Genomic DNA, 24,528 nt, shown 5'->3' with positions numbered 1-24,528 from the left:
TACTCCCTTGTTTTCGACGCCACAATAAGGGTGTTACTCTTCGCGCTCGTCGACCGGCACGAGTTGACACGACACACGAAGGGTGCGGGTGACTCACGCGCCGGTCGAACAGTTCCGGTGAGTCAGTTCGACGCGCCTCGTCGGTTCCGGGCCGTCGAGTCGGGTCGGTTGCTCGACGTAGTAGACGGTGACGTTCGTCAGGTCGTCCTCGTGGGTGGCGTTCCACCGCCGACAGAGATAGCCCGCGACGCCGCGTTCGAGCCGTTCGCTCTCGGAGTACCGCACGCCGACCAGATACTTCCGCCACCGGGCGCTCGGATACATCTCGGACGTGTCGGGTCGGTCGTCGCCGACGGGCGAGGAGAGATAGAAGGCGTCCACCCGGTCGCCGGATTCGAGCGTCCCCGGGGCGGCGTACCAGCCGTCGGTCGTCAGCGGATACGGCGCGAACATATCCCAGGTGTGTTCCGTGGGGTCGACTCGCGGGTTCTCACCGGGCACCGCGACCACCCCGACGGCCGCGGCGTTCCAGACGAGAATCGCCGCAAGCGAGGCGGCGACGACGGCGGGAGCGATGCGCGCCGCGGTTCGTCGAATCGACGCCGCGAGCGAGGCGACCACCCGAGGGGTGAGCGAGAGCGGCGACACCGACGGACGGATTCGGCCGAACCGGTCGCTCGGACCGACCCGGCGCGCCGCCCGTTCGGCCGGGTTCGACAGTCGGGCGGTGAGCCGGTCCCACGACGACGACGGAAGGAACACCGAGAGCGCGGTGATGGAGACGAGCGGAAACAGTCCGAGACGCATCGTCAGAAACATTCCCGCGTGCGTGCCGACGAAAAGCGAGACGAACGCGGCCCGCGTCCGTCCTCGCAGGAGAATCAAACACGGAGCGGCGACGACGAGTCCCAACCAGACGGCGTCGGCGACGCGGAGGACCACCGGAAACTGCGCGAGTGAGTCACCGAACCGCACGGTGAACTGCTGGAGGCTCAGGACGTACCGGACCGCCTCGCCGCCGACCCAGAGGTCGCCTCTGAGTTTGAAGACGGCGTTGACGGAGTAGACGAGGACGATTTGGAGCAACAGCGCGGCGGACGCGAGGGACGCGATTCGGTCTCTGGGTTCGCCCGTGCGCCGACGCGCGTCGAGAGACCAGCGTTCGCCCAACGGCAAAAACAGACCCCAAAAGAGGAGGCGACAGAGAAGCGAGTCGCCGCCGTTCAACACGCCGGGGTTGCGGGCGGACAGAGAGACGAAAAACACCAACGACAGAAGCGACGCCGTCCGGGTGCGGTAGCCGAAGAGAAGCGACACCGCGAACGCGCCGGCGAGACCGAAAAACAGAGCTTGGACCCAAGCGTCGCCCGACAGCGTGTGAAACGAGAACTGCGAGACCGTCGGATACTGTTCGTAGAGCACCGAACGGGGCAGGACGCCGAAGTCGGTGTAGAACGCGTCGAGATGGCGCGCGCGAAGTAGTAGGTCCGCGAACAACAGGAGTCCGAGCGAGATGCGCAACGCGGCCAACGCCCGCGCGTCGATGCCGAATCGGGAGGCGACCGCGGCGGAGAGACGACCGCGGGCGCTGGATACGGATGGAGGGAGATCCGTGTGGACCATCAGATGGGGACCACGACAGTTAGCGATAATGAATTATTCTATCGACGGCGGACCGAGAGACGCCCTCAGTCGTCGTCGCCGGCCGTCGGTTCCGCCGCCGTCTCGGGTATCGGCGGCGCGCGGGCCTCCTCGAACTCGGCGGCGGCCTCTCGAATACGGCCGCCGAGGCCGGGAATCTCGTCCGGGGAGACGGGGCCGTTCTCTTCGATGTCGTCGAGCGACCGGGGGAACTCTCGGAGTTCCATGTGGACGGCGAGGCCGGCTTTCGCCCCCTCGCCCATCGCGACCGGAACCTGATTGTGGCCGGGGGTGAAGTCGCCGACGGCGAAGACGCCGTCGACGCTGGTTCGGCCGTGGTCGTCCACCGCGACGGTTCCGTCGTCGTTCAGGTCCGCGCCGACTTTCTCCGCGAGTCCGGAGTTGTACTCGGAGCCGTACATCGGGAACCCGCCGCGGTATTGTCGAACGGACCCGTCGCCGGACTCCGTCCGACTGCTCGTGGGACGTGGTCCCACGGCGTCTTCGAACTCGAACGCCTCCAACCACCCGTCGTCGGACTTGCGCATCCCCGAAATCTCCGACTCGACGACGTCGATGGGGTGCGCACGGAGGCGTTCGTCGGTCTCGTCGCTCCACTGGGGGTCCTCCCCGCGGAGGAGGATGTCCACCTCGTCGGTGAAGTTGAGCATGATCATGGCGACGAACGCGGCGCTATCGCCGTGGCCCATCACGTACACCGGTCGGTCGATGAACATGTAGGCGTCGCAGTGCAAGCAGTAGTGCAGACCCTTCCCCGTGCGCGGAAGCGGCGGGTCCGGGCGCACGTCGGTGAACCCGACGGCGAGAACCACGCGGTCGGCGACGAACGTCTCGTCGTTCGCGGCGACGTCGAACCGGCCGTCCGCCCGTCGGTCCACGTCGGTCACCGCGCCGCGGACGTACTCCCCGCCGTAGGACCGAATCTGCTCGCGCCCGGTTTCGAGAAACTCGTTTCCGGAGACGTCCTCCGTGACGCCGACGACGTTGTGGGTATCCAGCATCATCGCCGCGCGGCCGCCGCCGCGGTCGATGACGACGGTATCGTGCCCCAGTCGCGTCGTGTACAGTGCGGTTTGAAGCCCCGCGGGGCCGCCGCCGACGACGATGACTTCGTACTCGCGTTCGTCCGTATCGCTCATACTCTGTGACTTACTTCTCTCCGGTCTTAAACGCAAAGCAGGAGTGCGATGGAGACGACCACCCGCCCCTCGGTAGCATGGCACGGAGCGCTCGGGCGGAGAGTCGCCGCCTCAGACGGCGGAGACGACCGCGTAGCAGTTTCCGCTGGAGACGAAGACGTCGCGCGGTTCGAGGTCGCTCGCGTCCAACTCCGCTTCGAACTCCGCCATCGAGTAGATGTGGTAGAATCGCGGGACGCGTTCGCCGCCCGGGAGCGTCCAGTCCACCGTGGTGTCGAACCCCTCCGTAGCGTCGAACGTGTCGTGTTCGGTGGACCAGACGCTGACGAGCGCTCGGCCGTCCGGGCGGAGGACGCGCGCCAACTCCGAGAGACTCCGAACTCGGTCCTCGCGCGTTCTGAGGTGGTGAAGCGTCGCGACGTAGACGCCGACGTCGAACGCGTCGTCGCGAAACGGGAGGGCGGCGGCGTCACCTTGGACGAGTTCGGCCTCGAACCCGCGGTCGGTCGCCCGTTCGTCCGCCTGTTCGAGCAGTCCGCGACTCGCGTCGTACCCGACGACCGACGCGACGCTCTCGGCCATCGCCTCCGCGTGGCGACCGTTGCCGCACCCGAGGTCGAGGCCGCGCGCCCGACCCGCGGCGTGGTCGTCGAGAAACGACGACACCTCCGGCCACGGATACTCCCGCGTCGACGCGAAGTGCTCTGCGATTCGGTCGTACGTCTCGCGCGGGGCCTCGACGTCTCCGAGCGCTCCGTCTCCCGGCCCGTTCTCTGCGTCCTCGCCGTCCATACTGCTCGGTGACGGGCGGCGTACAAAGGCGCGACGACCCGTCCGTCACAGGAAGACAAAGAGGAGGTACGCGACGGCGAGCAGGAGAGTCGCGTGCTTGACGCCGTCGTAGAGGCTCCCTTCGCCGAGTTGTCCCGCGACGAGTCCGGAACAGACGCCCTGTATGGCCGCCACGTGGAAAAATAGCATCTCGTACGCCTCCGTGTCGACGGTTCGGAGCCCCGAGAAGAGACCGGTCGAGACGCCGCTGACCTGTCCGCTTCCGATGCCGGGGGAGTTACCCGCCGCTTCGACCGCCGGGATGAACGCGACGGTCAGCGCCGCGACGATGCCGAGGAAGACGAAAAACGAGATGTAGATGACGACGAGGTAGGTGAGCATCTCCTGTCGTCGCTCCGCGCGGAGTCTCTGGCTTCCCTGCGCCTCGTCGGCCGCGATGCGGAGAACGGGCGCGATGTCGCCGCTGGCAGCCATCGCGTTCGTGATGAGCGTCACGGCCCGCGAGACGAGCGGCGTCCGAACGCGCTCTTCCATGCGTCGAAGCGCCGTCCGAACGTCGGCCCCCCAGCGGATGTCGCGCCACGTGCGTTCGAGTTCCGCAGAGAGGGGACCGAGGTCGGCCTTCGACAGTCGCTCGATGCTCGCGACCACCGTCGCGCCCGCCTCGTTGACGCTCGCCATCCGGTCGAGGAAATCCGGCATCTCGTCTTCGATTCGCCGCAGGCGGCGCTTCTCTATCTCGTGGGCGACCGCGACGCCGCCGAGTACGAGGATGCTGGCTTCGACCAACGGCCCGTCGACGGCCGCGACGACGGCCGTGATCGCCTCGGAGGGAGTCCCGACGACCGGTCCCGCCGCCGTGCGGGCGAGTGCGGCCGACAGGTCCGGCATCCGCCCGGCGGAGAGCACCAACCAGACCAACGCGGCGGGAAGCGTGAGAAAGAGCGTGTACGGGGGGTGGTCGAGGAACGTCCGCGTCGGACTCGACGCGACGGCGCGAACGTGTTCCAGCCGGTCGTAGACGGCGAGTCGCTCTCGGTTCGGCGAGAGGGAGACGTCTACGCCCCCGTCCGAGACGCTGGCGTGCGCGTTCGGGGGGCCCGAAGAACGCGGCGTCGCCTCCGCGCCCGTCTCGACGGGGTCGGTGGAAGCGGACCCCCGACTCGGCGACTGAATCGACTCGGTCACGCTGTCTATGTACACCGCGAACGCGAGCGTCGAAAGCGGGACGCCGAGATAGCCGACGGCTCTGAGGATAGGCAGCGTGTCTTCGATGACGAGTCCGATGACGACGAGAACCGTGATGAAGAACAACGGCCCGGCGACGAGGACGGTGACGTATATCTCCGCGAACGCGGAGAGCAGTTCGAGATACTGCTTTTGTTGGGCTTCGGCCTCGTCTTGGAACCGCTCGTACTGGTCGCGGAGGAACGGAGAGAGGTTCCGGCCGCTCCCGAGGACGCTCGCGAGGTTCTCCGAGAACTCCTCTGCGTTGTCGCTCGGCGTTCGCTTTGCGGTGCGTTGGAGCGCGCTCATCACGTCGGTTCCGAAAGCGTCCATGTCGCGGACGGCGACACCCAGTTCGCGCGCGGCCTCCCCGTAGACGTCCCTGTTCTCGGTGAGCGTCTCCAGCACCTTCGGGAACGGCATCCCGGACCGAGAGAGCGCGTAGACGAACGCGACCGTTCGCGGCAGCGTCGCGTCCACCTTCACGCCGCGGGCGCGCGCCCTCGAGTCGAGATACTGCCACCGCGCCCAGTACGTCCCCGCAGAGAGCGTCGCTCCGACCGTCGCACTCGACACCAAAAGCAACGCGAACAGTTCGGCGACGCCCAGATTCGGCACTCGAGCGACGGTGGCGAGAAACGCCACCGCCTCCGGGAGACTCGCTCGCAACGACGCCTCGGAGACGGCCAACAGTCGGAGCACGCCCGCCACGAGGTAGACGCCGAAGAGGCTCCCCGCGACGCCGAACACTCCCGCCATCAGGAGCGTCTGGGAGGCGTAGACGCGGTGGGTCCGCCCCGAGAACGCCGCGCGCAGACGGGCTTTCTGGTTCCGCCGTCGGGGGTTCTCGTTCGCCACGTACCGCCCGAACAGCGGAAGCGACGCTCGAGAGACGAGGAGGTGCGCGCGCGTGCTGAACGGGGCGAGGACGAACGGGACACAGAGGAGTGCCGCGGCCAAGAGCGGGAGATATCCGGCGAGCATGTCAGTCGGCCGCGTCCGCCTCCGTCTCGTGGCCGCCGTTCGTCCCGTCGCGCTCGTCGTCCGCCGATTCGGTTCCGTCGTCGGCGTCGGATTTCGCGTCGTCCGCCGCGGCCACCGCCTCCTCGTCGGCCCGTTCTCTCACCCGTCGCATCGCTCGTTCGGGGTCCACGTAGTACTCGTTTACGAGCGCCGTGAAGTGTCTGTAGTCGTCGACGTTCATCTCGGACAGGAGCCGAAGGAACCGCTCGCGTCGGCGAATCTCGCGGCGGAGTTCCGTTCGACTCCACCCGCGTTCGCGCTGTATCTCCTCGACGAGCGACGAGTCCGACTGCGAGAACGCGTCGTCGTCCGCCCGCCACCGGAACGCCCGCGAGTAGTCGAGTTCGCCGGTTCGCTGGTCGATGCCGCCGATTTCGCCGATGGCCTTCGACCGGCGAACGCGTTCGCCGTCGAGACGGGTGAGCGTCTGCACGCAGAGCAGGTCGAGCGACTGGACCATCGCCCGCGGGACGTTGATGGGTTCGTTCTCCAGTCTGTTGATGACCGTCTCGATGCTGTCCGCGTGCATCGTCGAGAACGTCGTGTGTCCGGTGTTCATCGCCTGAAACAGCGTGACAGCCTCGTCGCCGCGCACCTCGCCGACGACGATGAACTCGGGGCGGTGCCGGAGTGCGGAGCGAAGCAGGTCGTACATGTCGATGTCCGTCCCGTCGTCGAGTCGGTCCCGCGTCACAGAGGAGAGCCAGTTGTCGTGGTGCAGCGACAGTTCGCGCGTGTCTTCGATGGTGAGCACCTTCGAACGCGGCGGGATGAACATCGAGACGGCGTTCATCGACGTGGTCTTGCCCGACGCCGTCCCGCCCGCGAAGATGAGGCTCTTGTTGTTCTCGATGCAGAGCCACAGATACGCCATCTGCTCGACGGAGAACGTGCCGTACTGTATCAAATCGACCGGCGTGAACGGTTCGTCGGCGTACATCCGGATAGTGAACGCCGACCCGCGCGGCGTCACCTCCTCGCCGAGAGCCAACTCCGCGCGGGACCCGTCGGGAAGCGTCGTCCCGAGAACCGGGTCGCCGACGCTGACGTGTCGTCCGGACCGTTGAGCGAGGCGGATGACGAAGTTGTCCAGTTCCGGCCCGCCGAACGAGACGTTCGTCTCGATGTCGGTGTAGTCGTCGTGGTACGCGAAGATGGGCAGGTCGTACCCGTCACAGGAGATGTCCTCTATGTGCGGGTCGTTCATCAACGGGTCGATACGGCCGTACCCGCGGAAATCCCGGAGCAGGTAGTACAGAAGCGTGTGAAACGACCGCATCTCGACGTCGACGCCGTACTGTTCGAGCAGCAGTTCGAGTTCGGTCCGGAGCGTCGCCTCCTCGTTCGGTTCGGCGCTCGTCCGGTACAAAAGCGGGTCGCGGATGTCCTCTCGAACCCGCTCTAACAGGTCGCGCTCGAAGTCGTCTATGTCGGGTTCGACCGCGTGGTATCGGTGTTCGCTCGCCTCGTCGTCGTACGTCACCGCGACGTGGGCGTACGGCGGGTTCACCCAGTAGCGGTCCACGACCGACTCCGAGTCGGGCGGTTCGAACGTCCCGAACGGGCCGTCGCCGGGCCGATACGGCCGAACGTCTACGTCCGACCCGCGGAGAACCTCCGCGACCCGCGCGAACTGTCGTTTGACGTCGGCGAAGGCCGCCTCGAACCCCCACGCACTCGCCGTCTCGTCCCCCTCTCCCCGGTCGTTATCTGATTCAGACATGCGTCCCCCTTCCGAAGGTCACCGGTGCTTTCGGTCGGAGTTACTTAAATTCGTGCGAGCGTTCACGTTCGGTCCACCGACAGGAGGATACCCGCAAAGACGAAACAGAAGACGACTCCGAGCGGTATCGGGACGCCCGGAAACCCCCGCGTCACCAACAGAGCAGTGGCGACGGAGAGGACGACGCCCGCGAGAGCGAGAAGGCCGCCCATCAGACGAACGGGGTCTATCGGTCCCGCCTCGACTGCGTCCTCGCGGGCGTAGTAGAGCACGGAGAACGCGACGGCCGCCGCCAGGACGGCGGCACCGACCGCCCACGTCTGATAGGCGACCTGTATCGTCTGTCCCGACTGGAAGGCGACGGCCGAGAGGGGGTCTGCGACCTGTACCGCGTCGGCGAACGGGACGCCGAACGCGTAGCGAATCTGAAAGAACGGGAATCGGACGAAGAGAACCGACCCGCCGGAGACGGCGGACGAATACGTCACGTTCCACGGGATGAGCGCAGTCAACCACGCGGAGACCACAGCGAGTGCCCCGGCGTGTTCGGAGCGTACCCAGACCATACCCGAGGCGAACCCCCGAGTGGGTAAAACCTACCGACTGTCGCCGCCGCCGTCCGGTCGATAGGCGTTACGTTCATACCCGGTGGGCACCCACGTTCTAGTAACGGAATGAGGCGTGATTACTTCCAGTTGGACGTCGAAAACATCGACTGGGTCGAGACGGACGGGGACCCCGAAAAGCCCCTCGTACAGATCGACTTCCGCGGTCCGGACGAGTCGCTTCGAGAACGCCTCACCGGGACCGAGGGGTCGTTGTTGGAGGCCGAGGAGACCGACGTCGCCTACCGCCTTCAAGACAGCATCGACGACCCCGATGCGGCGGGCGTCGTGAGCGTCACGAACCGCATCACCGGTGACTTCGTGCTCGAACTGAACGAGGAGGCCGACGACGTCCTCCGATTCATCCGCGCGGCGCGAGAGTACGGCCAGTACGCCGCCGACCCAGACGAAGGGCGCTATCGGGTCGAAATCAGCGCGGACGGAGAGCATACGGTGTCGTACGAGAAACAGACGTTTCTCGTCTACGACGCGGACGGGAACCTCCTCCGCGGCCAGAGTCTCATCCCCTCCGGCGTCGAACTCTGAGGGCGACGTCTCGGGGGGCGTCGGCGGACCGCGGGGCCTCTTCTCGCGACGCCGGAATCACACGACCTATTACGCCGCCGTCTCTACGTCCGTCTCGTGGAAAACGTAACCGACCGCACCAGCAATCCCTTCGGTATGCGGCCGGCGTGCGACCGGTTCGTGCCGGGGTACGGAGACGCAAACGCCGACTTCCACGTCGTCGGCGACCACCCCGGTCTGCACGGCGGGGAGGTGACGGGCGTCCCGTTCACCAACGAATCCGGAGAACGCCTGCAGGCAGCACTCGCGGACGCCGGACTGCTTGCGACGACCGGAGACAAGCCGGAGGTCGAAAAGACGTTCTTCTCGTATCTGCACATGTGCGTGCCCGACGGGACGCCGACCCAAGCCGAGTACGACGACATGGAGCGATTCTTCGACGCCGAACTCCGCGCGATAGCGGCGCACGTTCTGCTCCCCGTCGGGGCGCGCGCGACCGAACACGTCTTGGAGAACTACACGGCGCAGGCGCGAAAGACCGACGTGGAGATGGAAACGCTACACGGGACCGAAATCCGCGGAAGCGGCTTTCTCGTCTACCCCATCAGAGACCCCGCAGAGTGGGGCGACAGCCACCACGACAGACTCGTGGACGCCCTCCGCGAACTCCGGTCGACCGACTTCCGGCGCGAAGCGGATTTGGGCCGGTTCGACGCCGACAACGAACCGTATCTCGTGCGGTAACCAGTCGCACGCTTCTCGAAACGGCGATTTCGACCGATTTTCCTCGATGGATAGCACAGGAAAGACCATTAAGATTAAACGGGTTTACGGTTCTATGCCGATACTCGCCACAATTACCAACCATGTGTCCACCTCTCAGGGAGGTGTTGGATGTTATTGGCAGTAACAAAGGATTTTTCACGACATGCGTCAAAGGCAGTACTGACGCGCGTGGTGTACTCCGGGCGCGTCAGGTAAGGAACTGCGAGACTGGTGCTCTTCGCAGTGGCTTGGTCAGTCCGGGGTCCCCGCTTCCGTGCGGACCCCGCTTCCTTCTCGCGGAGACGGTATCCGACGAGCGCTACGGTTCGAGCGCCCGAACCTCGACGAGGCCGTTTTCGGCCAACAGCGTCAGCGACGGCCCGCCGCCGCCCACCGTTCCGGTGACTCGCGTCCGCGACACCGTCGGGTCCATCACGTCGATACCGCTGACGTCCACTCCGCCGTTGGACGCCCGCGCCTCGAACTGCGCGCCCACGTCCGGTCCGATTCTCGCCTCGACGCCGCCGTTGGACGCGCGTATCTCGGTGTCGCCGCGGATAGCCGGAACGTCGACGTCGACGGAGCCGTTTCCGACCGTCGCGCCGTCGATACCGGCCACGTCGCGGGCTTCGACGGAACCGTTTCCGGCTTGGAGCGTGAGGTAGCCGTCGACGCCGCGGGCGTCGATTTCGCCGTTTCCGCTCCGGAGTACCGCGTCCCCGCCGACGTCGCGCACCTCGATACGTCCGTTGTTCGTCTCCACGCTCGCGAGCGACGTCGACCGCGGCATCTCGACGGCGAGTTCGGTGGTGATTCGAGAGACGTCCGGCGGGTAGACGGCGTCGAGGCGGAGGACGCCGTCGGTGACGGACTGTTCGACCGTCACCCGGTCGAGGGCGCTCTCGTCGACGCCGAACCCCCGCTTCGTCACCTCGACGGAGACGACGTCTCCGTCTCCGGACGTGACCGCCACCTCGCCGTTTCGGTTCCGGACGGCAAGAGAGTCGCTCCCGTCGGGCGAGACGTCGAACGACTCCGTCCGCCTCGTCTCGAGGTCCGGCGCGGAACACCCCGCGAGCGAGAGAACCGCTCCGGTACCCGCAGTCGCAAGCAGTCGGCGGCGCGTGAACGCCGTGGAGGGCGCGTGTCGCATCGCGTCGGAATACGTCAGTCGGGTAGAAAAAGCTCCGGTAGCCCCTCAGGAGAGTCTGTCCGCGAGGTGGCGAAGCGCGCCGTACCCGTCGCGGGGAAGCGGGCGGCCGTGTCCCACGCACGCCGCCTCGAACGGCGGGACGCGCGCCGCGAACTCGCGGATGCTCTCTGCGTTTTGGTCTCTGTCGTAACTCATGAACCGCGGGAGTTGTCCGAGTCCGCCGCCGGACTCGCGGACCAAGTCACCGAGAAACGCCGCCTCGTGGCCGTCGTGGTGGTAACAGACGTGTCCGGGCGTGTGTCCCGGCGTGCGGTAGACGTCGAACCCGCCGACCGAGTCGCCGTCCGCGACGAGTCTCACCTCGTTGTCCGGCACCTCGACGAACGGAGCGGTCACTCGCTGGATGACGCCTTTGAGGTTCGTCAACAGCGGAACCACCTCCCCCTGCAGGTAGGCGGCGTCCGGTTCGGCGACGTAAATCGGGACGTCGGAGCCGAGTCCGAGAGACCCGAGCGTTCCGACGTGGTCCACGTCGTAGTGCGTCACCAACACCCGTTCGATGTCGCCGACCCCGAGTCCCGCCCGATTCAACAGTCCGCGTATCCGGTCGCCGTCTCGGGGCGTCCCGGCGTCCACGAGCGTCAGCGTCTCGTCGTCGTCCACGAGATACGCGTTGACTCCGCTCAGGTCGAAGCGTCTGACAGCACCGGGTTCGAGGCTCATACAGCGGTATTCACAGGGGATTGACAAAAGTTCCGTCGCCGTTTCGCCGGGTCAGCGGTTCGAGAGGAGGAACCGGCCCACGTCTCCGAGGAACAGAAGCGTCGCCGCGAGAGGGAGGACGACGAGGAGTGCGAGCGTCGCGCCTGCCGGTTCGACGGCCACCGCCGTACCGAACGAGAACGCCGCGAGGGGCGCGAACGCGCCGAGGAGATAGAGGTACGCCGCCCCGTGACCGAACTTCGCCACCGTCCCGGTGAAGACGACTGCGAGAAGCGTCGCGCCCGCCGGGAACGCGAGGGCGGCGGACGGCGGTCCGGAGACCGCACCGAGGACGAACGTTCCCGCCGGAGTCAGTCCGTGACTCGCCGAGAGAGCGGTCACCGGGTCCGTCGCCACCGCCGCCGCCAGAGACGAAAGCGCGGCGAGGTTCGACTGCAGGTAGGCGGCGAGTCCGGCGACGTAGCCGACGCCTGCGAGAAACACCGCCGTCCACCCGTACCAGAGCGGACTTCTCGACGACTCGTCGGTCGCCGAATCGGGGGTCGTAGAGGCCGATTCCGACGCCGCGGTCCCTCCGGCGTCGTCCGTCCGTCCGTTCGACCCCGCCCGAGAACCCGACGTGCGGTCACGCGACGACCGCCGGGACCGATTCTCCGTCGAAGACGACGACGTCGACGACCGAGTAGAGGTGGAAGAACGCGTCGCGGACGAAGACCGCGTGGACGAGCGGTTCGACGTTCGCGAGGACGTTGACGACCGGTTCGACGACGAAGCGGAGGTGGTTCTCCCCGAGGACCCGCGACTCGCCGACGCCGAGCGACCCCCTCCGGTCGCCGAAGCGGCCGAAGACGACGCCGTCTGCCAGCGGTTCCCGTCGGACGCCGAGGACGGACGGGTCATGCCCGCCGTCGGAAGCCCGTCGAGTCGCTTCGAGACGTACTCCGCGTGCCCCATCCGGTCGTACGCCGACCGCTCCGTCTCGTCCGAGAGCACTTCGTACGCCTTCCTGAGCGTCTTGAACTGCGCGTTCGCGCGTTCGTCGTCGTTCACGTCCGGATGGTACTGGCCGGCTTTCTCCCGCCACGCCGCCTTTACGTCGTCGCGGGAGGCAGTCTCGGGAACCTCCAAGAGGTCGTAGAAATCGTCCATTCCCGTCGCTACCGGGTACGAAATCACCCGCTTTGAATGTATCGGCGTCTTACTAGTCACTCAGTCGATATATACGAGACCGGCGACGACGTACAGCAGTACCGTCCCGACGACGGCGACGGACGCGGAGTAGGCGTGTATCCGCCACGCCCGCCGCTTGTCCGCCTTGCGGTCCGCCTCCGCCCGCACCTCTCGTCGGTCGTGGCCCTCGTCGCTCACGTCGTAGACGCCGAGCGACGCAAATCCCGTGCAGAACTCGTAGCGGCCCTGAAAGAACCCCTCCGCCGCCCCGAAAAGCGGAATCGACGCGAGAGCGAGGAGCCCCATCGGACCGTCGTTCGTGAGCACCCACGTTATCAAGACGAGCGTCGCCACCGATGCGAGGAGTCCCAACGCGTACCGGCGTCGCTGTTCCGCCTCGCCGATGTTGCACTCCCCGGGTTGGTACTCAGGCATGCGATACTGTTCGGTCCGGAGACGTGAAACGGTACGGGCGGCGGCGAATCTGGGGGATGAAAACCCTCATGAACGTTCCTCGCGTCCGGCGGATATGGACCTCCATCGCATCCGACTCGGCAACGCCGTCTTCGAGGGTCGGAACAACGCCTACCTCCTCGTCGGTGACCGGACGACGCTCGTCGACCCGGGCGCGTCGCTCGATTCGGTCCGAGACGACCTGCACGGCGGACTGTCGGCGGCGGGCGTCGGAGTCGGGGACATCGACCAGATTCTCCTGACCCACTGGCACGCCGACCACTCCGGCCTCGCGGGCGAACTCGCCGCTGAGAGCGGTGCCGTCGTCCGCGCGCACGAGGCCGACGCGCCACTCGTCTCCGGCGACGGAGACGCCGTCGCCGCCGAGCGACGACTCCGGGAACGCCGCTTCGACGAGTGGTCGATTCCGACGGGAAAGCGGGACGAACTCGTCGCGTTTCTGGACCGACACGACGACCTGCAGGGCGACGCAATCGAGGTGCGGACGCTCTCGGACGGCGACCGGATTCTCGCGGGCGACGACGAACTGGAGGTCGTCCACCTCCCCGGCCACGCCGCCGGACTCGTGGGGTTCGCCGCCGAGACGGAGGACAGAGAGGAGATGCTCGTCGGCGACGCTATCCTCCCGACGTACACGCCGAACGTCGGTGGGGCGGACCTGCGCGTAGACCGACCACTCGGACGGTACGTCGAGAGCCTCGTCCGCCTGATGGACCGCGACGTCGGACGCGCGTGGCCGGGCCACCGCGACCCGATAGACGACCCGACGGCGCGGGCGCGGGCGATTCTCGACCACCACCGCGAACGGACCGAACGGGTGGTGTCCGTGCTCCGCGAACGCGGGCGCGCGGACCCGTGGACGGTGAGCGCCGACCTGTTCGGCGAACTGGAGGCGATTCACATCCTCCACGGTCCGGGCGAGGCGTTCGCCCACCTCGACCACCTCGCACACGAAGGCGTCGCCGAACGCGACGGCGACGGCGAGTATCGGCTGACGACCGAGGACCCGACCGTCGCGGACCTGTTCCCGAATACGAAATACTGAAACGCCGTCGCCGGGAAGAGGCGTGCATGGAACTGCGGGTCATCGACAAGACGGACGAGGAACTCCGCATCGAAATCGCGGGCGAGGACCACACGTTCATGAACGTCATCAAGGGCGCTCTCTTGGAGACCGACGGCGTCGCCGCCGCGACGTACGACGTGAACCCAGAGCAGTCCGGCGGCCAGACGGACCCCATCCTCTCTATCAAGACGGAGGACGGAACGGACCCGCTCGACGCTCTCGCGGACGCCTCCCGAAGCGTACAGACCATGACCGACGACTTCACGACGGCCTTCGAGGCCGCACTGTAGACGCGGGCGACTTCTGCGTCTGTGTTCCGATAGCCGAGAGCGGTCGCCGTCGACCGAAGCGAGAACCCCGCTCAGAAGCGAATCGGAACGTCTCTGTCCGCGAGGTACCGCTTCGTCTCCTCTATCGAGTAGTCGCCGAAGTGGAAGATAGACGCCGCGAGTCCGGCGTCCGCGCCCGCCTCGGTGAACACCTCGTACATGTCCTCGGGGCCGCCACATCCCGAAGAGGCGATGACGGGCGTCGAGACGTTCTCGCAGACGGCCCGCGTGAGGGGGATGTCGTAGCCGTCTTTCGTCCCGTCGGCGTCGATGGAGTTGACGAACAGTTCGCCCGCGCCGCGGGACGCCGCCTCGCGGGCCCACTCGACGACGTCCACGCCGGTTCCCTCGCGGCCGCCCTTGACGGTGCACTCGAACCAACAGGACTCGCCGTCGACGCGTTCGTAGTGTTCGCCCTCCTCGTCGAACCGACGGCGGGCGTCGACGGAGATGACGATACACTGGCTTCCGAACGCGCGCGCGCCTTCGTTCACGAGATCGGGGTTCTCCAGCGCCGCGGTGTTGATAGACACCTTGTCCGCGCCGGCGCGGAGCGTCTCTTTTATGTCCTCGCGGGTCCGGATGCCGCCGCCGACGGTCAGGGGGATGAACACCTCGTCGGCCACCTGCGAGACGGTGTCGAGCATCGTCTCTCGGCCCTCCGCGGAGGCGGTGATGTCGAGAAAGACGAACTCGTCGGCCCCGGCGCGGTTGTACGCTTTCGCCATCTCCACCGGGTCGCCGGTGTACTCTAAATCCTCGAAGTTGACGCCGGTGTAGACCGCGGGGTCGCCGTTCTCGTCTAAGTCGACGTCGATACAGGGGATGATTCGCTTCGTGAGCATTCGCTACTCGGATATTCGGCCAACTGCCGTTTGACCGTTTCGACTACGGCAGACTCACGCCGTCACCGGGTCGTCGAGGAGGTACACCCGCGCCTCCCACGGGCTGAGGTCCAGCGTCTCGCCGATGCCGCCGGTCGCGAGACCGTAGTTGCTCGCGAGCAGTTCCGCCTCGCCCACCACGTCTGCGGGCGGGGCGTAGGTCGTCGCCGTCCCGTCGAAGTTCAAGACGACGAACAGTTCCGCGTCCGTCGTCACTCGCGAGTACGCCCACACCTGTTCGTGGTCCGGCGTGTGGAGGGTGTAGTCGCCGTAGACGAACACCTCGTACTCGTCGCGAAGCGAGAGGAGGTGCCGGTAGTAACGGTGAACCGACCGCTCGTCGCGGCGGGCGGCGGCGACGTTGACCTCCGTGTAGTTCGGGTTCACCGGCATCCACGGGGTGCCGTTCGTGAACCCGGCGTGTTCGTCGTCGTGCCACTGCATCGGCGTCCGGGCGTTGTCGCGCGAGCGGTGTTGGACGAGTTCGAGTACCTCCTCGTCCGTTTCGAGGCGGCCGCTCTCGCGGGCGAACCGGACGTTGTTCAGCGTGTCCACGTCACGCACCTCCGTCAGCGAGGAGAAGGGGTAGTTCTGCATCCCTATCTCCTCGCCTTGGTACATGAACGGCGTCCCCTTCAGCGTCAGGAGAAGCGTCGCGAGCAGTTTCGCGGACTCGCGGCGGTACTCGCCGTCGTCGCCGAACCGCGACACCATCCGCGGTTCGTCGTGGTTGTTGAAGTGAAGCGAGTTCCACCCCTCCGCTTCGAGCCCCTCCTGCCACTCGGTGAGCGTCGATCTGAGGCCGTCCAGCGTCCACTCCCCTTTCGTCCACCGCCCGCCTTCCGGCCCGAAGTCGAGGCGGAGGTGGTCGAAGTTGAACACCATGCTCATCCCGTCTTCGGAGAACCGCAACGCTTCGTCTACTGTCACCTCGGCCATCTCGCCGACGGTCATCGCGTCGTAGTTCGAGAGCACTCGGTCGTGCATCTCCGAGATGTACTCGTGGATGTTCGGCCCGTTGACGAACTGGTCTGCGCCGCGGACGATGGCGTCGGAGTCGTCGCCGTCCGGCAGGCCCTCGGGTTTCGAGATGAGGTTTATCACGTCCATCCGGAAGCCGTCGATACCCTTCTGCAGCCACCAGCCCATCATCTCGTAAATCTCCTCGCGGAGCGTCTCGCTCTGCCAGTTCAGGTCGGGTTGTCGCTCGTCGAACAGGTGGAGGTACCACTCGCCCGTCTCCTCGTCGTACGTCCACGCGGACCCGCCGAAGAAAGACTCCCAGTCGTTCGGCGGCAGTTCGCGGACGCCCCGCGGGAGGTGGTACTCGGAGGCGTCGAACTCGGCTTCCGAGACGCCCGCCTCCCGGAGTGACCGCCCCTCCCGCCAGATGTAGTAGTCGCGGTACTCGGAGTCTCTGGAGGACCGCGAGCGCTGGAACCACGCGTGCTCGTCGGAGGTGTGGTTGACCACGAGGTCCATGATGAGACGCATATCGCGGTCGTGTAATCCCGCGAGCAGTTCCTCCCAGTCGGCCATCGTCCCGTACCGGTCGTTGATGGCGCGGTAGTCGGCGATGTCGTAGCCGTTGTCGACGCCCGGCGACTCGTAGACGGGGTTGAGCCACACCACGTCGACGCCGAGTTCGTCGAGGTAGTCGAGTTTCTCGACGATGCCGGGGATGTCGCCGACGCCGTCGCCGTTCGAGTCGTTGAAACTCCGCGGATATATCTGGTAGACGACCGCCTCTTTCCACCACTCGCGGTCGTACTCGGGCGTCGTCGACGTTCCTGACTCACTCATCTGTACGTCCTCGGTTCTAAGCGTTGCTTCCTGTAAACTGTTCACGGAACTCCCTCCTCAAAGCGCGTACACTCGGGCCTCCCACGGCCGCAGTTCGAACGACCCCGCGGAGGCGGCGTCCACCTGCGCGTCCGGCACGTCGTAGTTCGCCAAGAGCACGTCCGGGCGCGCGCCCGTCGCGCCCTCGGGAAGTTCGAACGCGACCGGTTCGCTGGCGAAGTTGAGGGTGACCAGTAACGTCTCGTCGCCGAGCGTCCGGGTGTACGCCCAGACGCGTTCGTGGTCCTGTAGATACGGTTCGTAGTCGCCGTACGCGACGGTGTCGTGCTCCGAGCGCAGTTCGAACAGCCGCCGGTAGTAGTGCCACACCGACTCCGAGTCGCGCCGTTCGTCTTGCACGTTGACGCGCGTGTAGTTAGGGTTCACGGCTATCCACGGGTCGCCGTCGGTGAACCCCGCGTGGTCTCGGTCCGTCCACTGCATCGGCGTCCGCGCGTTGTCGCGACTGTTGTTCCGGAGGCCGCGTTTCACCTCCTCGAACGAGGCTACCTCGCCCGCCTCGATGGCGGGGCGGACCTGATTGAGCGTCCCCACGTCGCGGAACTCAGAGAGCGACTCGAAGGGGTAGTTCGTCATCCCCAACTCCTCGCCCTGATAGACGTACGGCGTCCCCCGAAGCGTGTGGAGCAACGTCCCGAGCAGTTTCGCGGACTCGCGGCGGTACTCGCCGTCGTCGCCGAACCGCGACACCATCCGCGGTTGGTCGTGGTTGTTGAGATACAGCGAGTTCCACCCCTCCGCTTCGAGCCCCTTCTGCCAGCGGTCGAAGACCCGCTTCAGGTCCGTGAGACTCCACTCGGCGACGTCCCACATCTTCTCGCCCCTGTCGAGGACGACGTGTTCGAAGTGAAACAGCATCGAGAGGCCGTCGCCCTCGGGGCCGGGCGCGACGTACCGCCGCGCCTCCTCCATCGGCATCTCGGGACCGACCATCTCTCCGACGGTCAACAGGCCGCGGTCCAAGACGGCGTCGTTCATCTCCGAGATGTACTCGTGGACGTTGGGGCCGTTGGCCACCCGTTCGACCGTCGTCGTCTCCGACCCGACGTTCGGGAGTCCCTCGGGCTTCGAGATGAGGTTTATCACGTCCATCCGGAAGCCGTCGATGCCCTTCCGCAACCACCAGTCCATCATCGCGTAGACGTCCTCGCGAACCGCCTCGTTACGCCAGTTGAGGTCCGGTTGCTTGCGGTCGAACAGGTGGAGATACCACTCTTCGGTCTCCTCGTCGTACGTCCACGCGGGGCCGCCGAAGAGCGACTGCCAGTCGTTCGGGGGCGCCTCCCCCTCGGGGCCGACGGCGGAAACCGAACCGTCCACGCCCGCGGCATCGCCGGACGCAGTCCGGCGGCCCGCCGAGTCTAACTCGGCGACGTCGCGTCCCTCGCGCCAGATGTAGTAGTCGCGGTACTCCGAGTCTCTGGAGGACCGCGAGCGTTCGAACCACTCGTGCTCGTCGGAGGTGTGGTTGACCACGAGGTCCATGATGAGACGCATATCGCGGTCGTGTAACCCCGCGAGCAGTTCCTCCCAGTCGGCCATCGTCCCGAACTCTTCGGACAGAGAGCGGTAGTCGGCGATGTCGTAGCCGTTGTCGGCGTGCGGCGACTCGTAGACGGGATTGAGCCAAATCACGTCGACGCCGAGTTCGTCGAGGTAGTCGAGTTTCTCGACGATGCCGGGGATGTCGCCGACGCCGTCGCCGTTCGAGTCGTTGAAACTCCGCGGGTATATCTGGTAGACGACCGCTTCCTTCCACCACCGCTTCGATTCGCCGTTCGGGAGGACGTCGTCGGCCCCGTCTCCGGCGCGTGCGTCGTCTGTCACGCGTACTGTTCGAGACGGCCGATACTTAGCCTCGGGGGCGTTCGCGCACCGTGACGTACCTCGACTCCCGCCGCCGACGCGGCGGTCGGTTCGCCCGCGTTAGGTGCGTTTTTGTACGGGGGGTTCGTCCACCCGACTATGAGCGACCACGGCCACGCGCCCGCAGAACACGACGAAGGAGAGCAGATCGGACGGACTACCTCACCGATGCAGACGTTCTCGATGGGGCAGGTCACCACCGGACTCCTCGTTCTCGCCGTCGGTCTCGCCGTCGTCTTCGGCGTCCCCCTCCTCCTGTAACGCCGCCGGTCGATCCCCGTCGTTCCGCCCGCGTCGAAAGTCCCGGCCCCGCGAGAGACGCGCGTCCCGACGGCTCCTGAGAGTTATTGACACGCTCTGAGTAGAGTGAGATATGGCGACGACTACCTTCGAGGTCGACGATTACGACCTCGCGGTCGAACCGTGGGGACCGATAAAGCGCCGCATCGTACTGCGGGGGCCGGAACGGGGTCACGGCGGGCGCGACGAGGCGACGCTTCTGTTCTCCGCCGACCAGTCGGAGACGGGCGTCGTCTACCACGCCGACGACGAGAGTCGCGGCACCGCCGCCTGGGCGTACTTCGACGTAGACGACTACGGGGACGTGCGCGACGTCGTAGAGAGGGGGACGCCGCCGTACTTCCACTACGGCCACACCAGCGGAACCGGGACCACGCGGACGCTGTACTTCGTCTCCGTCGAGACGTCCGCGAACGCCCCGGGGGTCGGCGGCGACGCGGACGGCCGAGGAGGGAGCGTCGAACGGTCGCTTCCGATGGGCGCGTACGACCCGGAGGAGTCGATGGACCTCGCGGGCGAGGAGTCGGCCGACGCGGACGCGTTCGAACGGATAGAGAGACGGAACCGACGGGAGGAGTAGTCAGTCCAGTTCGCGGGCGAGAACGTCTCTGAGGTCGGCTATCTCGGCCGCGTCGTACGAGAGCGTCTCGTCGCCGACCGTCAGAGAGAGGCGGCCGTCGGCGGTCGCTTCGCCGACGCTCTCGACGGGCGCGACGCCGTCGAACGCCTCGCGGACGGCGTCTGCGTCCGTCGTCTCTATCACGGCGCGACCGGGCGTCTCGTCGAAGAGCGAGAGCGACGAATCGAGGGCGACGTCCGCGCCCGCGTCGTCCGTGACCATCTCGGCCACGGAGACGGCGAGTCCGCCGTGACTCACGTCGTGGACCGCCAGCGTCGAATCGAAGTCCGCGACTGTGGCGAGTGCCGCGACGGCGTCGAAGCCGTTTTCGGGAAGCGTCGGGAAGGCGTCGGAGCCGCCCTGCTGTGCGAGGTACTCGGACCCGCCGAGTGCGCCGCCCGCCTCGCCGACGACGAGGAGTTCGCCCTCGCCCGAAAGCGAGAGGGGCGGGGCGTCGTAGCCCGCTTTCGTCCCGACCATCGCCAGCGTCGGCGTCGGCGGAATCGGCCCCGAGACGGAGTCGTTGTACAGCGAGACGTTGCCGCCGACGACCGGAACCGAGAGGTCCCGACACATGTCGGCGAGGCCGTCCACGATGCCTTTGAACCCGCCGTACACCTCGGGCTTCTCGGGGTTGCCGCCGTTCAGACAGTCGACGGCGGCGAGGGGCGTCGCGCCTTTCGCCGCGAGGTTGGTCGCGTTCTCCAACGCGACGGCGCGCGCGCCCTCGTACGGCGCACAGGTCGTCCAGTTCGGGTTCGCGCCCGAGGAGATGGCGACGCCGGTTCCCGCCTCGCGAACCGCGACGACGGCGGCGTCGTCGCCGGGGCGGACGGTCGTTCGCAGACCCACCTCGTGGTCGTACTGGCGGTACACCCACCGCTTCGACGCCGTGTTCGGACTGGCGACGACGGACTCGAACGCTTCGGTCGGGTCGGCGTCGGGCAGGTCCCGGTCGGGCGTCTCCGGTTCGACGGACTCTAAGTCGTTCATCGGCGCGCCGTCGGCGAGGAACTCCGCGGGCACGTCCACGACGGTGTCGCGCCCTCGCGGGTCGCTCCCCTCTCCGCTCGGGTCGCCCGAGGCGCTACGCGCCTCGCTCTCGTCGAACGTGCAGACGTAGTTGCCCTCCGCGACGTCACCGATGACAGAACAGCCGAGGTCGTACTTCTCTGCTATCTCCTCGACGTCGTCTACGTCCTCGGGACGTACCTCGTACACCATGCGCTCTTGGGACTCGGCGAGGAGGATTTCGAGCGCGGTCATGTTCGGTTCTCGCTGGTGGACCCTGTTCAGGTCGATTCGCGCGCCGAGCCCGCCCTTCGCGACGAGTTCGGAGGACGCGCCGCCGAGTCCCGCCGCGCCCAAGTCGCGCGCGGACCGGACGAGGCCCGCCTCGACGAGTTCCTCGTTCGCCTCGACGAGCAGTTTCTCCGTGTAGGGGTCGCCGACCTGCACCGCGGGGCGGTCCTCGGTTTCGGCGTCCTCCGCCAGGTCCTCGCTTGCGAACGACGCGCCGCCGAGTCCGTCTCGACCGGTCGAGTTGCCCACGAGGACGAGTTTGTTCCCCGCCGTCTGCGCCTCGGCGGTGACGAGTCGGTCCGGGTCCAACAGACCCACGCAGGCGACGTTGACGAGGGGGTTGCCCTCGTAGTTCTCGTGGAAATCGACGCTTCCCGCGACGGTGGGGACGCCGATGGCGTTGCCGTAGTCCGAGATCCCCTCGACGACGCCGTCTAACAGATACCGCGAGTGTTCGCGGTCGAACGCGCCGAAGTAGAGGCTGTCGGCGAGAGCGATGGGGTACGCGCCCATCGATAGGGTGTCGCGGACGATACCGCCGACGCCCGTCGCCGCGCCGTCGTACGGGTCCACGTACGAGGGGTGGTTGTGGCTCTCGATTCCCATCGTGACGTACATCTCCTCGCTCTCGTCGCCGTGGACGGGGAGAGAGACGACGGCGGCGTCGTCCCCGGGGCCGACGACGACTTGCTCGCCGTCAGACGAGAAAGCCGAGAGGAGGGGTCGCGACGAACGGTACGCGCAGTGCTCACTCCAGAGGTTCTCGAACAGTTCCGCTTCCGCCGCAGTCGGGTCGCGCCCGAGTTCCGACGTGATGCGGTCGAAGTCCGAATCCGGCAGGCTCATTCACTTCCCTGTTCAACTCACCCGGGTTAATGCTTTTCTGTGTGCACGGACGTGCATCACGACGGACGGCCGGCGCGGACCGGGTGGCTTTTTTAGACCCGGAGAGAACGACCGCCCGTGTTAAGGGTCGAGTTGCACGCGCATTCGTCGCTCTCGTACGACGGGCGCGACCCCGTCGAACACCTCTTGGAACAGGCGAGCGCGGTCGGTCTGGACGCTCTCGCCGTCACCGACCACGACGAGATAGACGCGAGTCTCGAAGCCGCGGACATCGCCTCCGACTACGGACTGGTCGGCATCCCCGGCGCCGAGATAACCTCCGCGGCCGGGCACGTCCTCGCGTTGGGAATCGAGGAACTGATCCCCGCCGGTCTCTCGTTCGACGAGACGCTCGACCGCATCCGAGAGCAGGGCGGCACCGCCGTCGTCCCGCACCCGTTCCAGTCGTCGCGGCACGGCGTCGCACCCCACATTACCCGCGCGCAACTCGCCTCGGCGGACGCGATCGAGATATACAACTCGCGGCTGTTCACCGGGTTGGCGAACCGCCAGGCCGAACGGTTCGCCACCGGGCGGGGTCTGCCGATGACCGCCGGGAGCGACGCGCACATAAGCGAGATGGTCGGACAGGCGGTGACCGAAGTCGGAACCGACACCCGAAGCGCGGACGCCATCTTAGAGGCCGTCAGAGACGGCCGAACGAGCGTCATCGGGAAGAAGACGCCGTGGCGAATCTCGCTTCGGCAGTTCGGCGGCGGCGTCAGGCGCCGCGTCGTCCGCGGCGTCACGGACCTTCTGTGATGCTCCGAGGCGCGGACGAACGGACTGTCCGCGAGGCCGTCGAAACCGGGGACCCACTCCCCGGCACCGCCGGGTTCGCGGGCGAGATCGACGGCCGTCTCGTCCGCGACGTGTTGGGCCGCCAACCGCTGTTCGTCGAGGAGGACGACCCCGGTACGTGGAGTTTCGACCGACGGGAGTTGACCGCGCCCGTCTCCGTCGGCCCGGGCGTCGTCCGGTCTCTCGACGCCGACGAGACGGCGTCCGGGGAGCATCCGACGTGGACGCTCCCCGACCCCGACCCCTACGAGGACCGCCAGACGGGATTGGACGCGGTTCGAGATGCCGTCACGGAATCGGTCGCCTCCGTCGACTCGGACGGCCTCGCCGTCGCGTTCTCCGGGGGCGTCGATTCGGCCGTCGTCGCCGAAGGCGTCCCCGACGCCCCCTGTTACGTCGCCGGGTTCGAGGGCAGTCACGACGTCGCCGCCGCGCGCGAGGCGGCCGACGCGATGGGCCGCGAGTTGCGCGTCGTCGAACTGACGCACGACGACCTGCGCGAGGCGGTGCCCGAACTCGTCTCGGTTCTCGGGCGGACGAACCCGATGGACATCCAGATAGTCCTCCCTCTCTACCTCGTCGCGAGGCGCGTCGCCGCGGACGGCTTCGACCGCCTCGCGGTCGGACAGGGCGCGGACGAACTGTTCGGCGGGTACGCGAAGGTGCAGAAGGCCCCCGACGACCCGCGGGTGGACGCCGACACCGTCCGCGGGGCCGCCCGCGAGACGGTTCTGACGCTCCCGGCGCAGTTAGAACGGGACGTGCTCGCACTCCGCGCCGCGGGCGTCGAACCCGTCGCACCCCTGTTGCACGACAGGGTGGTCGAGGCGGCGCTTCCGCTCCCCGACGAGTTGCTCGTGGCGGGAGAGACGCGGAAGGTCGCGCTCCGAGAGGCGGCGCGGGAGATGGTCCCGGACGCCGTCGCCGCGGCGGACAAAAAGGCCGTGCAGTACGGGACGTACGCCGCGCGGGAACTCGACCGCCTCGCGCGACAAGCGGGGTTCAAACGGCGGATGGACGACCACGTCGAGAAGTACGTGAAATCCCTCGTCGCGGACGCCGACGCCCACGCGGATTCGGACGGCTGAAACCGGCTACCGCCCCGCCGACGTCTCCCTCTCTCCGACCGCTTCGATGGCTTCGAGTCCCAACCGCACCGTGTCCGGGTCGAGTTCGCTCGCTTCGAGGTCGGAGGCGGTGTACCACTCCCACGCGTCCGGGGCCGCCTCGTCGTGACCGCCGGGCGAAATCTCTCGGGACGCGACGCGAGCGAAGTAGACGTGGTCGATATGCTGGTGGGCGACGCGGCCGTCTTCGCGAACGTCGACGTCGTACAGCATCACGTACGCCGGGTCCGGGAGGGCCTCGCCCGCGGGTGCGTCGATGTCGGGCGTCTCCGCCACCAACGTCGCGTCGAGGCCCGTCTCCTCGCGCACCTCGCGGAGGCCCGCCTCGTGAGGGAGTTCGTCCCTGTCGATGTGGCCCCCCGGCGGGACGCGGATGCCGAGTCTGTCGTGGTGGTGGAGGGCAGTCGCGCCGCCTTCGACGACGTACACCGTCGCGGTGAAATGTCGAGTCGTCTCCATGGCCGTTCGTACGGGGGCCCGGACCTGTCTCTTGCGGAACGGCGTC

23 protein-coding genes and 1 pseudogene are annotated in these 24,528 nt (G+C 67.1%); 8 read left to right on the top strand and 16 right to left on the bottom strand.

Annotation, left to right across the window (positions count from 1 at the left end; all coding sequences use genetic code 11):
* Positions 1-93: 93 nt before the first annotated feature.
* The 6 genes from BM167_RS04825 to BM167_RS04800 form a co-directional block, all read right to left on the bottom strand.
* A complete protein-coding gene (locus tag BM167_RS04825) occupies positions 94-1,623 on the bottom strand; it encodes an HTTM domain-containing protein (protein ID WP_177213279.1) in 1,530 nt (509 codons plus the stop codon).
* Between the two features lie 65 nt (positions 1,624-1,688).
* Positions 1,689-2,801 carry an NAD(P)/FAD-dependent oxidoreductase gene (locus tag BM167_RS04820; protein WP_092889524.1) on the bottom strand — a complete coding sequence of 371 codons (1,113 nt, stop codon included), beginning with the start codon at positions 2,799-2,801 and terminating at the stop codon, positions 1,689-1,691.
* A gap of 111 nt (positions 2,802-2,912) precedes the next feature.
* Entirely contained in the window at positions 2,913-3,593 is a 681-nt protein-coding gene (locus BM167_RS04815; RefSeq protein WP_092889521.1) for a class I SAM-dependent methyltransferase, read from the bottom strand.
* 45 nt (positions 3,594-3,638) lie between these two features.
* Positions 3,639-5,804, bottom strand: a complete 2,166-nt coding sequence (locus tag BM167_RS04810) for a type II secretion system F family protein (RefSeq protein WP_092889518.1) — start codon at positions 5,802-5,804, stop codon at positions 3,639-3,641.
* 1 nt (position 5,805) lies between these two features.
* Complete coding sequence (locus BM167_RS04805) at positions 5,806-7,566, bottom strand: type II/IV secretion system ATPase subunit (RefSeq protein ID WP_092889515.1); 1,761 nt, start codon at positions 7,564-7,566, stop codon at positions 5,806-5,808.
* A 62-nt stretch (positions 7,567-7,628) separates the two neighbouring features.
* Entirely contained in the window at positions 7,629-8,132 is a 504-nt protein-coding gene (locus tag BM167_RS04800; RefSeq protein WP_092889512.1) for a DUF7549 family protein, read from the bottom strand.
* Between the two features lie 108 nt (positions 8,133-8,240).
* Between BM167_RS04800 and BM167_RS04795 the strand changes: the two genes are divergently transcribed.
* Complete coding sequence (locus tag BM167_RS04795; protein WP_092889509.1) at positions 8,241-8,717, top strand: DUF5793 family protein; 477 nt, start codon at positions 8,241-8,243, stop codon at positions 8,715-8,717.
* Between the two features lie 96 nt (positions 8,718-8,813).
* The gene (locus tag BM167_RS04790) at positions 8,814-9,440 is read left to right on the top strand and encodes a uracil-DNA glycosylase family protein (protein WP_177213278.1); all 627 of its coding nucleotides are present in this window, start codon (positions 8,814-8,816) and stop codon (positions 9,438-9,440) included.
* Between the two features lie 340 nt (positions 9,441-9,780).
* Here the strand turns inward: BM167_RS04790 and BM167_RS04785 are convergent, their stop codons facing one another.
* From BM167_RS04785 to BM167_RS04770, 5 genes and pseudogenes are all read right to left on the bottom strand, one after another.
* The gene (locus tag BM167_RS04785; protein WP_092889506.1) at positions 9,781-10,614 is read right to left on the bottom strand and encodes a DUF4097 family beta strand repeat-containing protein; all 834 of its coding nucleotides are present in this window, start codon (positions 10,612-10,614) and stop codon (positions 9,781-9,783) included.
* Positions 10,615-10,659: 45 nt separating this feature from the next.
* Complete coding sequence (locus BM167_RS04780; protein ID WP_092889503.1) at positions 10,660-11,337, bottom strand: MBL fold metallo-hydrolase; 678 nt, start codon at positions 11,335-11,337, stop codon at positions 10,660-10,662.
* Positions 11,338-11,388: 51 nt separating this feature from the next.
* Positions 11,389-11,820, bottom strand: a complete 432-nt coding sequence (locus BM167_RS18760; protein WP_245781330.1) for a hypothetical protein — start codon at positions 11,818-11,820, stop codon at positions 11,389-11,391.
* 534 nt (positions 11,821-12,354) lie between these two features.
* A pseudogene (locus BM167_RS18755) lies at positions 12,355-12,486 on the bottom strand (DnaJ domain-containing protein); the annotation flags it as partial.
* Between the two features lie 60 nt (positions 12,487-12,546).
* The gene (locus BM167_RS04770) at positions 12,547-12,942 is read right to left on the bottom strand and encodes a hypothetical protein (RefSeq protein ID WP_092889498.1); all 396 of its coding nucleotides are present in this window, start codon (positions 12,940-12,942) and stop codon (positions 12,547-12,549) included.
* 94 nt (positions 12,943-13,036) lie between these two features.
* Here BM167_RS04770 and BM167_RS04765 point away from each other — a divergent pair, with 94 nt between their 5' ends.
* Positions 13,037-14,026, top strand: a complete 990-nt coding sequence (locus tag BM167_RS04765; protein ID WP_092889495.1) for an MBL fold metallo-hydrolase — start codon at positions 13,037-13,039, stop codon at positions 14,024-14,026.
* Positions 14,027-14,052: 26 nt separating this feature from the next.
* Positions 14,053-14,337: a DNA-directed RNA polymerase subunit L gene (locus tag BM167_RS04760; RefSeq protein WP_092889493.1), complete on the top strand. Its 285-nt coding sequence runs from the start codon at positions 14,053-14,055 to the stop codon at positions 14,335-14,337.
* A gap of 71 nt (positions 14,338-14,408) precedes the next feature.
* Here the strand turns inward: BM167_RS04760 and hisF are convergent, their stop codons facing one another.
* Genes hisF through BM167_RS04745 form a run of 3 tightly spaced genes read right to left on the bottom strand, consistent with a single transcriptional unit; the run spans position 14,409 to position 18,950 of the window.
* Entirely contained in the window at positions 14,409-15,221 is an 813-nt protein-coding gene (gene hisF / locus BM167_RS04755) for an imidazole glycerol phosphate synthase subunit HisF (RefSeq protein WP_092889490.1), read from the bottom strand.
* A gap of 54 nt (positions 15,222-15,275) precedes the next feature.
* On the bottom strand, positions 15,276-17,063 hold the full coding sequence (locus BM167_RS04750; RefSeq protein WP_092889487.1) for an alpha-glucosidase: 1,788 nt from the start codon (positions 17,061-17,063) through the stop codon (positions 15,276-15,278).
* Between the two features lie 57 nt (positions 17,064-17,120).
* On the bottom strand, positions 17,121-18,950 hold the full coding sequence (locus BM167_RS04745; protein WP_092889484.1) for a glycoside hydrolase family 13 protein: 1,830 nt from the start codon (positions 18,948-18,950) through the stop codon (positions 17,121-17,123).
* Between the two features lie 138 nt (positions 18,951-19,088).
* On the opposite strand from BM167_RS04745, the gene BM167_RS18320 reads away from it, so the two are divergent.
* Complete coding sequence (locus BM167_RS18320) at positions 19,089-19,250, top strand: DUF7550 family protein (RefSeq protein WP_177213277.1); 162 nt, start codon at positions 19,089-19,091, stop codon at positions 19,248-19,250.
* Between the two features lie 112 nt (positions 19,251-19,362).
* A complete protein-coding gene (locus tag BM167_RS04740; RefSeq protein WP_092889481.1) occupies positions 19,363-19,869 on the top strand; it encodes a hypothetical protein in 507 nt (168 codons plus the stop codon).
* Here the strand turns inward: BM167_RS04740 and purL are convergent, their stop codons facing one another.
* Positions 19,870-22,056, bottom strand: a complete 2,187-nt coding sequence (gene purL / locus BM167_RS04735; RefSeq protein WP_092889478.1) for a phosphoribosylformylglycinamidine synthase subunit PurL — start codon at positions 22,054-22,056, stop codon at positions 19,870-19,872.
* Positions 22,057-22,173: 117 nt separating this feature from the next.
* On the opposite strand from purL, the gene BM167_RS04730 reads away from it, so the two are divergent.
* Together BM167_RS04730 and BM167_RS04725 are read left to right on the top strand one after the other, a co-directional pair.
* Positions 22,174-22,857 carry a PHP domain-containing protein gene (locus BM167_RS04730; protein WP_092889475.1) on the top strand — a complete coding sequence of 228 codons (684 nt, stop codon included), beginning with the start codon at positions 22,174-22,176 and terminating at the stop codon, positions 22,855-22,857.
* Complete coding sequence (locus BM167_RS04725; RefSeq protein WP_092889472.1) at positions 22,857-23,984, top strand: asparagine synthase C-terminal domain-containing protein; 1,128 nt, start codon at positions 22,857-22,859, stop codon at positions 23,982-23,984. The genes BM167_RS04730 and BM167_RS04725 overlap by 1 nt, the downstream gene beginning before the upstream one ends.
* 6 nt (positions 23,985-23,990) lie before the next feature.
* Here BM167_RS04725 and BM167_RS04720 read toward each other — a convergent pair whose 3' ends face one another.
* Positions 23,991-24,482, bottom strand: a complete 492-nt coding sequence (locus BM167_RS04720) for an NUDIX hydrolase (protein WP_092889469.1) — start codon at positions 24,480-24,482, stop codon at positions 23,991-23,993.
* Positions 24,483-24,528: the final 46 nt, after the last annotated feature.

The organism is Halopelagius inordinatus (assembly GCF_900113245.1).
Classification (GTDB): Archaea; Halobacteriota; Halobacteria; order Halobacteriales; family Haloferacaceae; genus Halopelagius; species Halopelagius inordinatus.
This window is presented reverse-complemented; position numbering and strand designations above follow the sequence as displayed.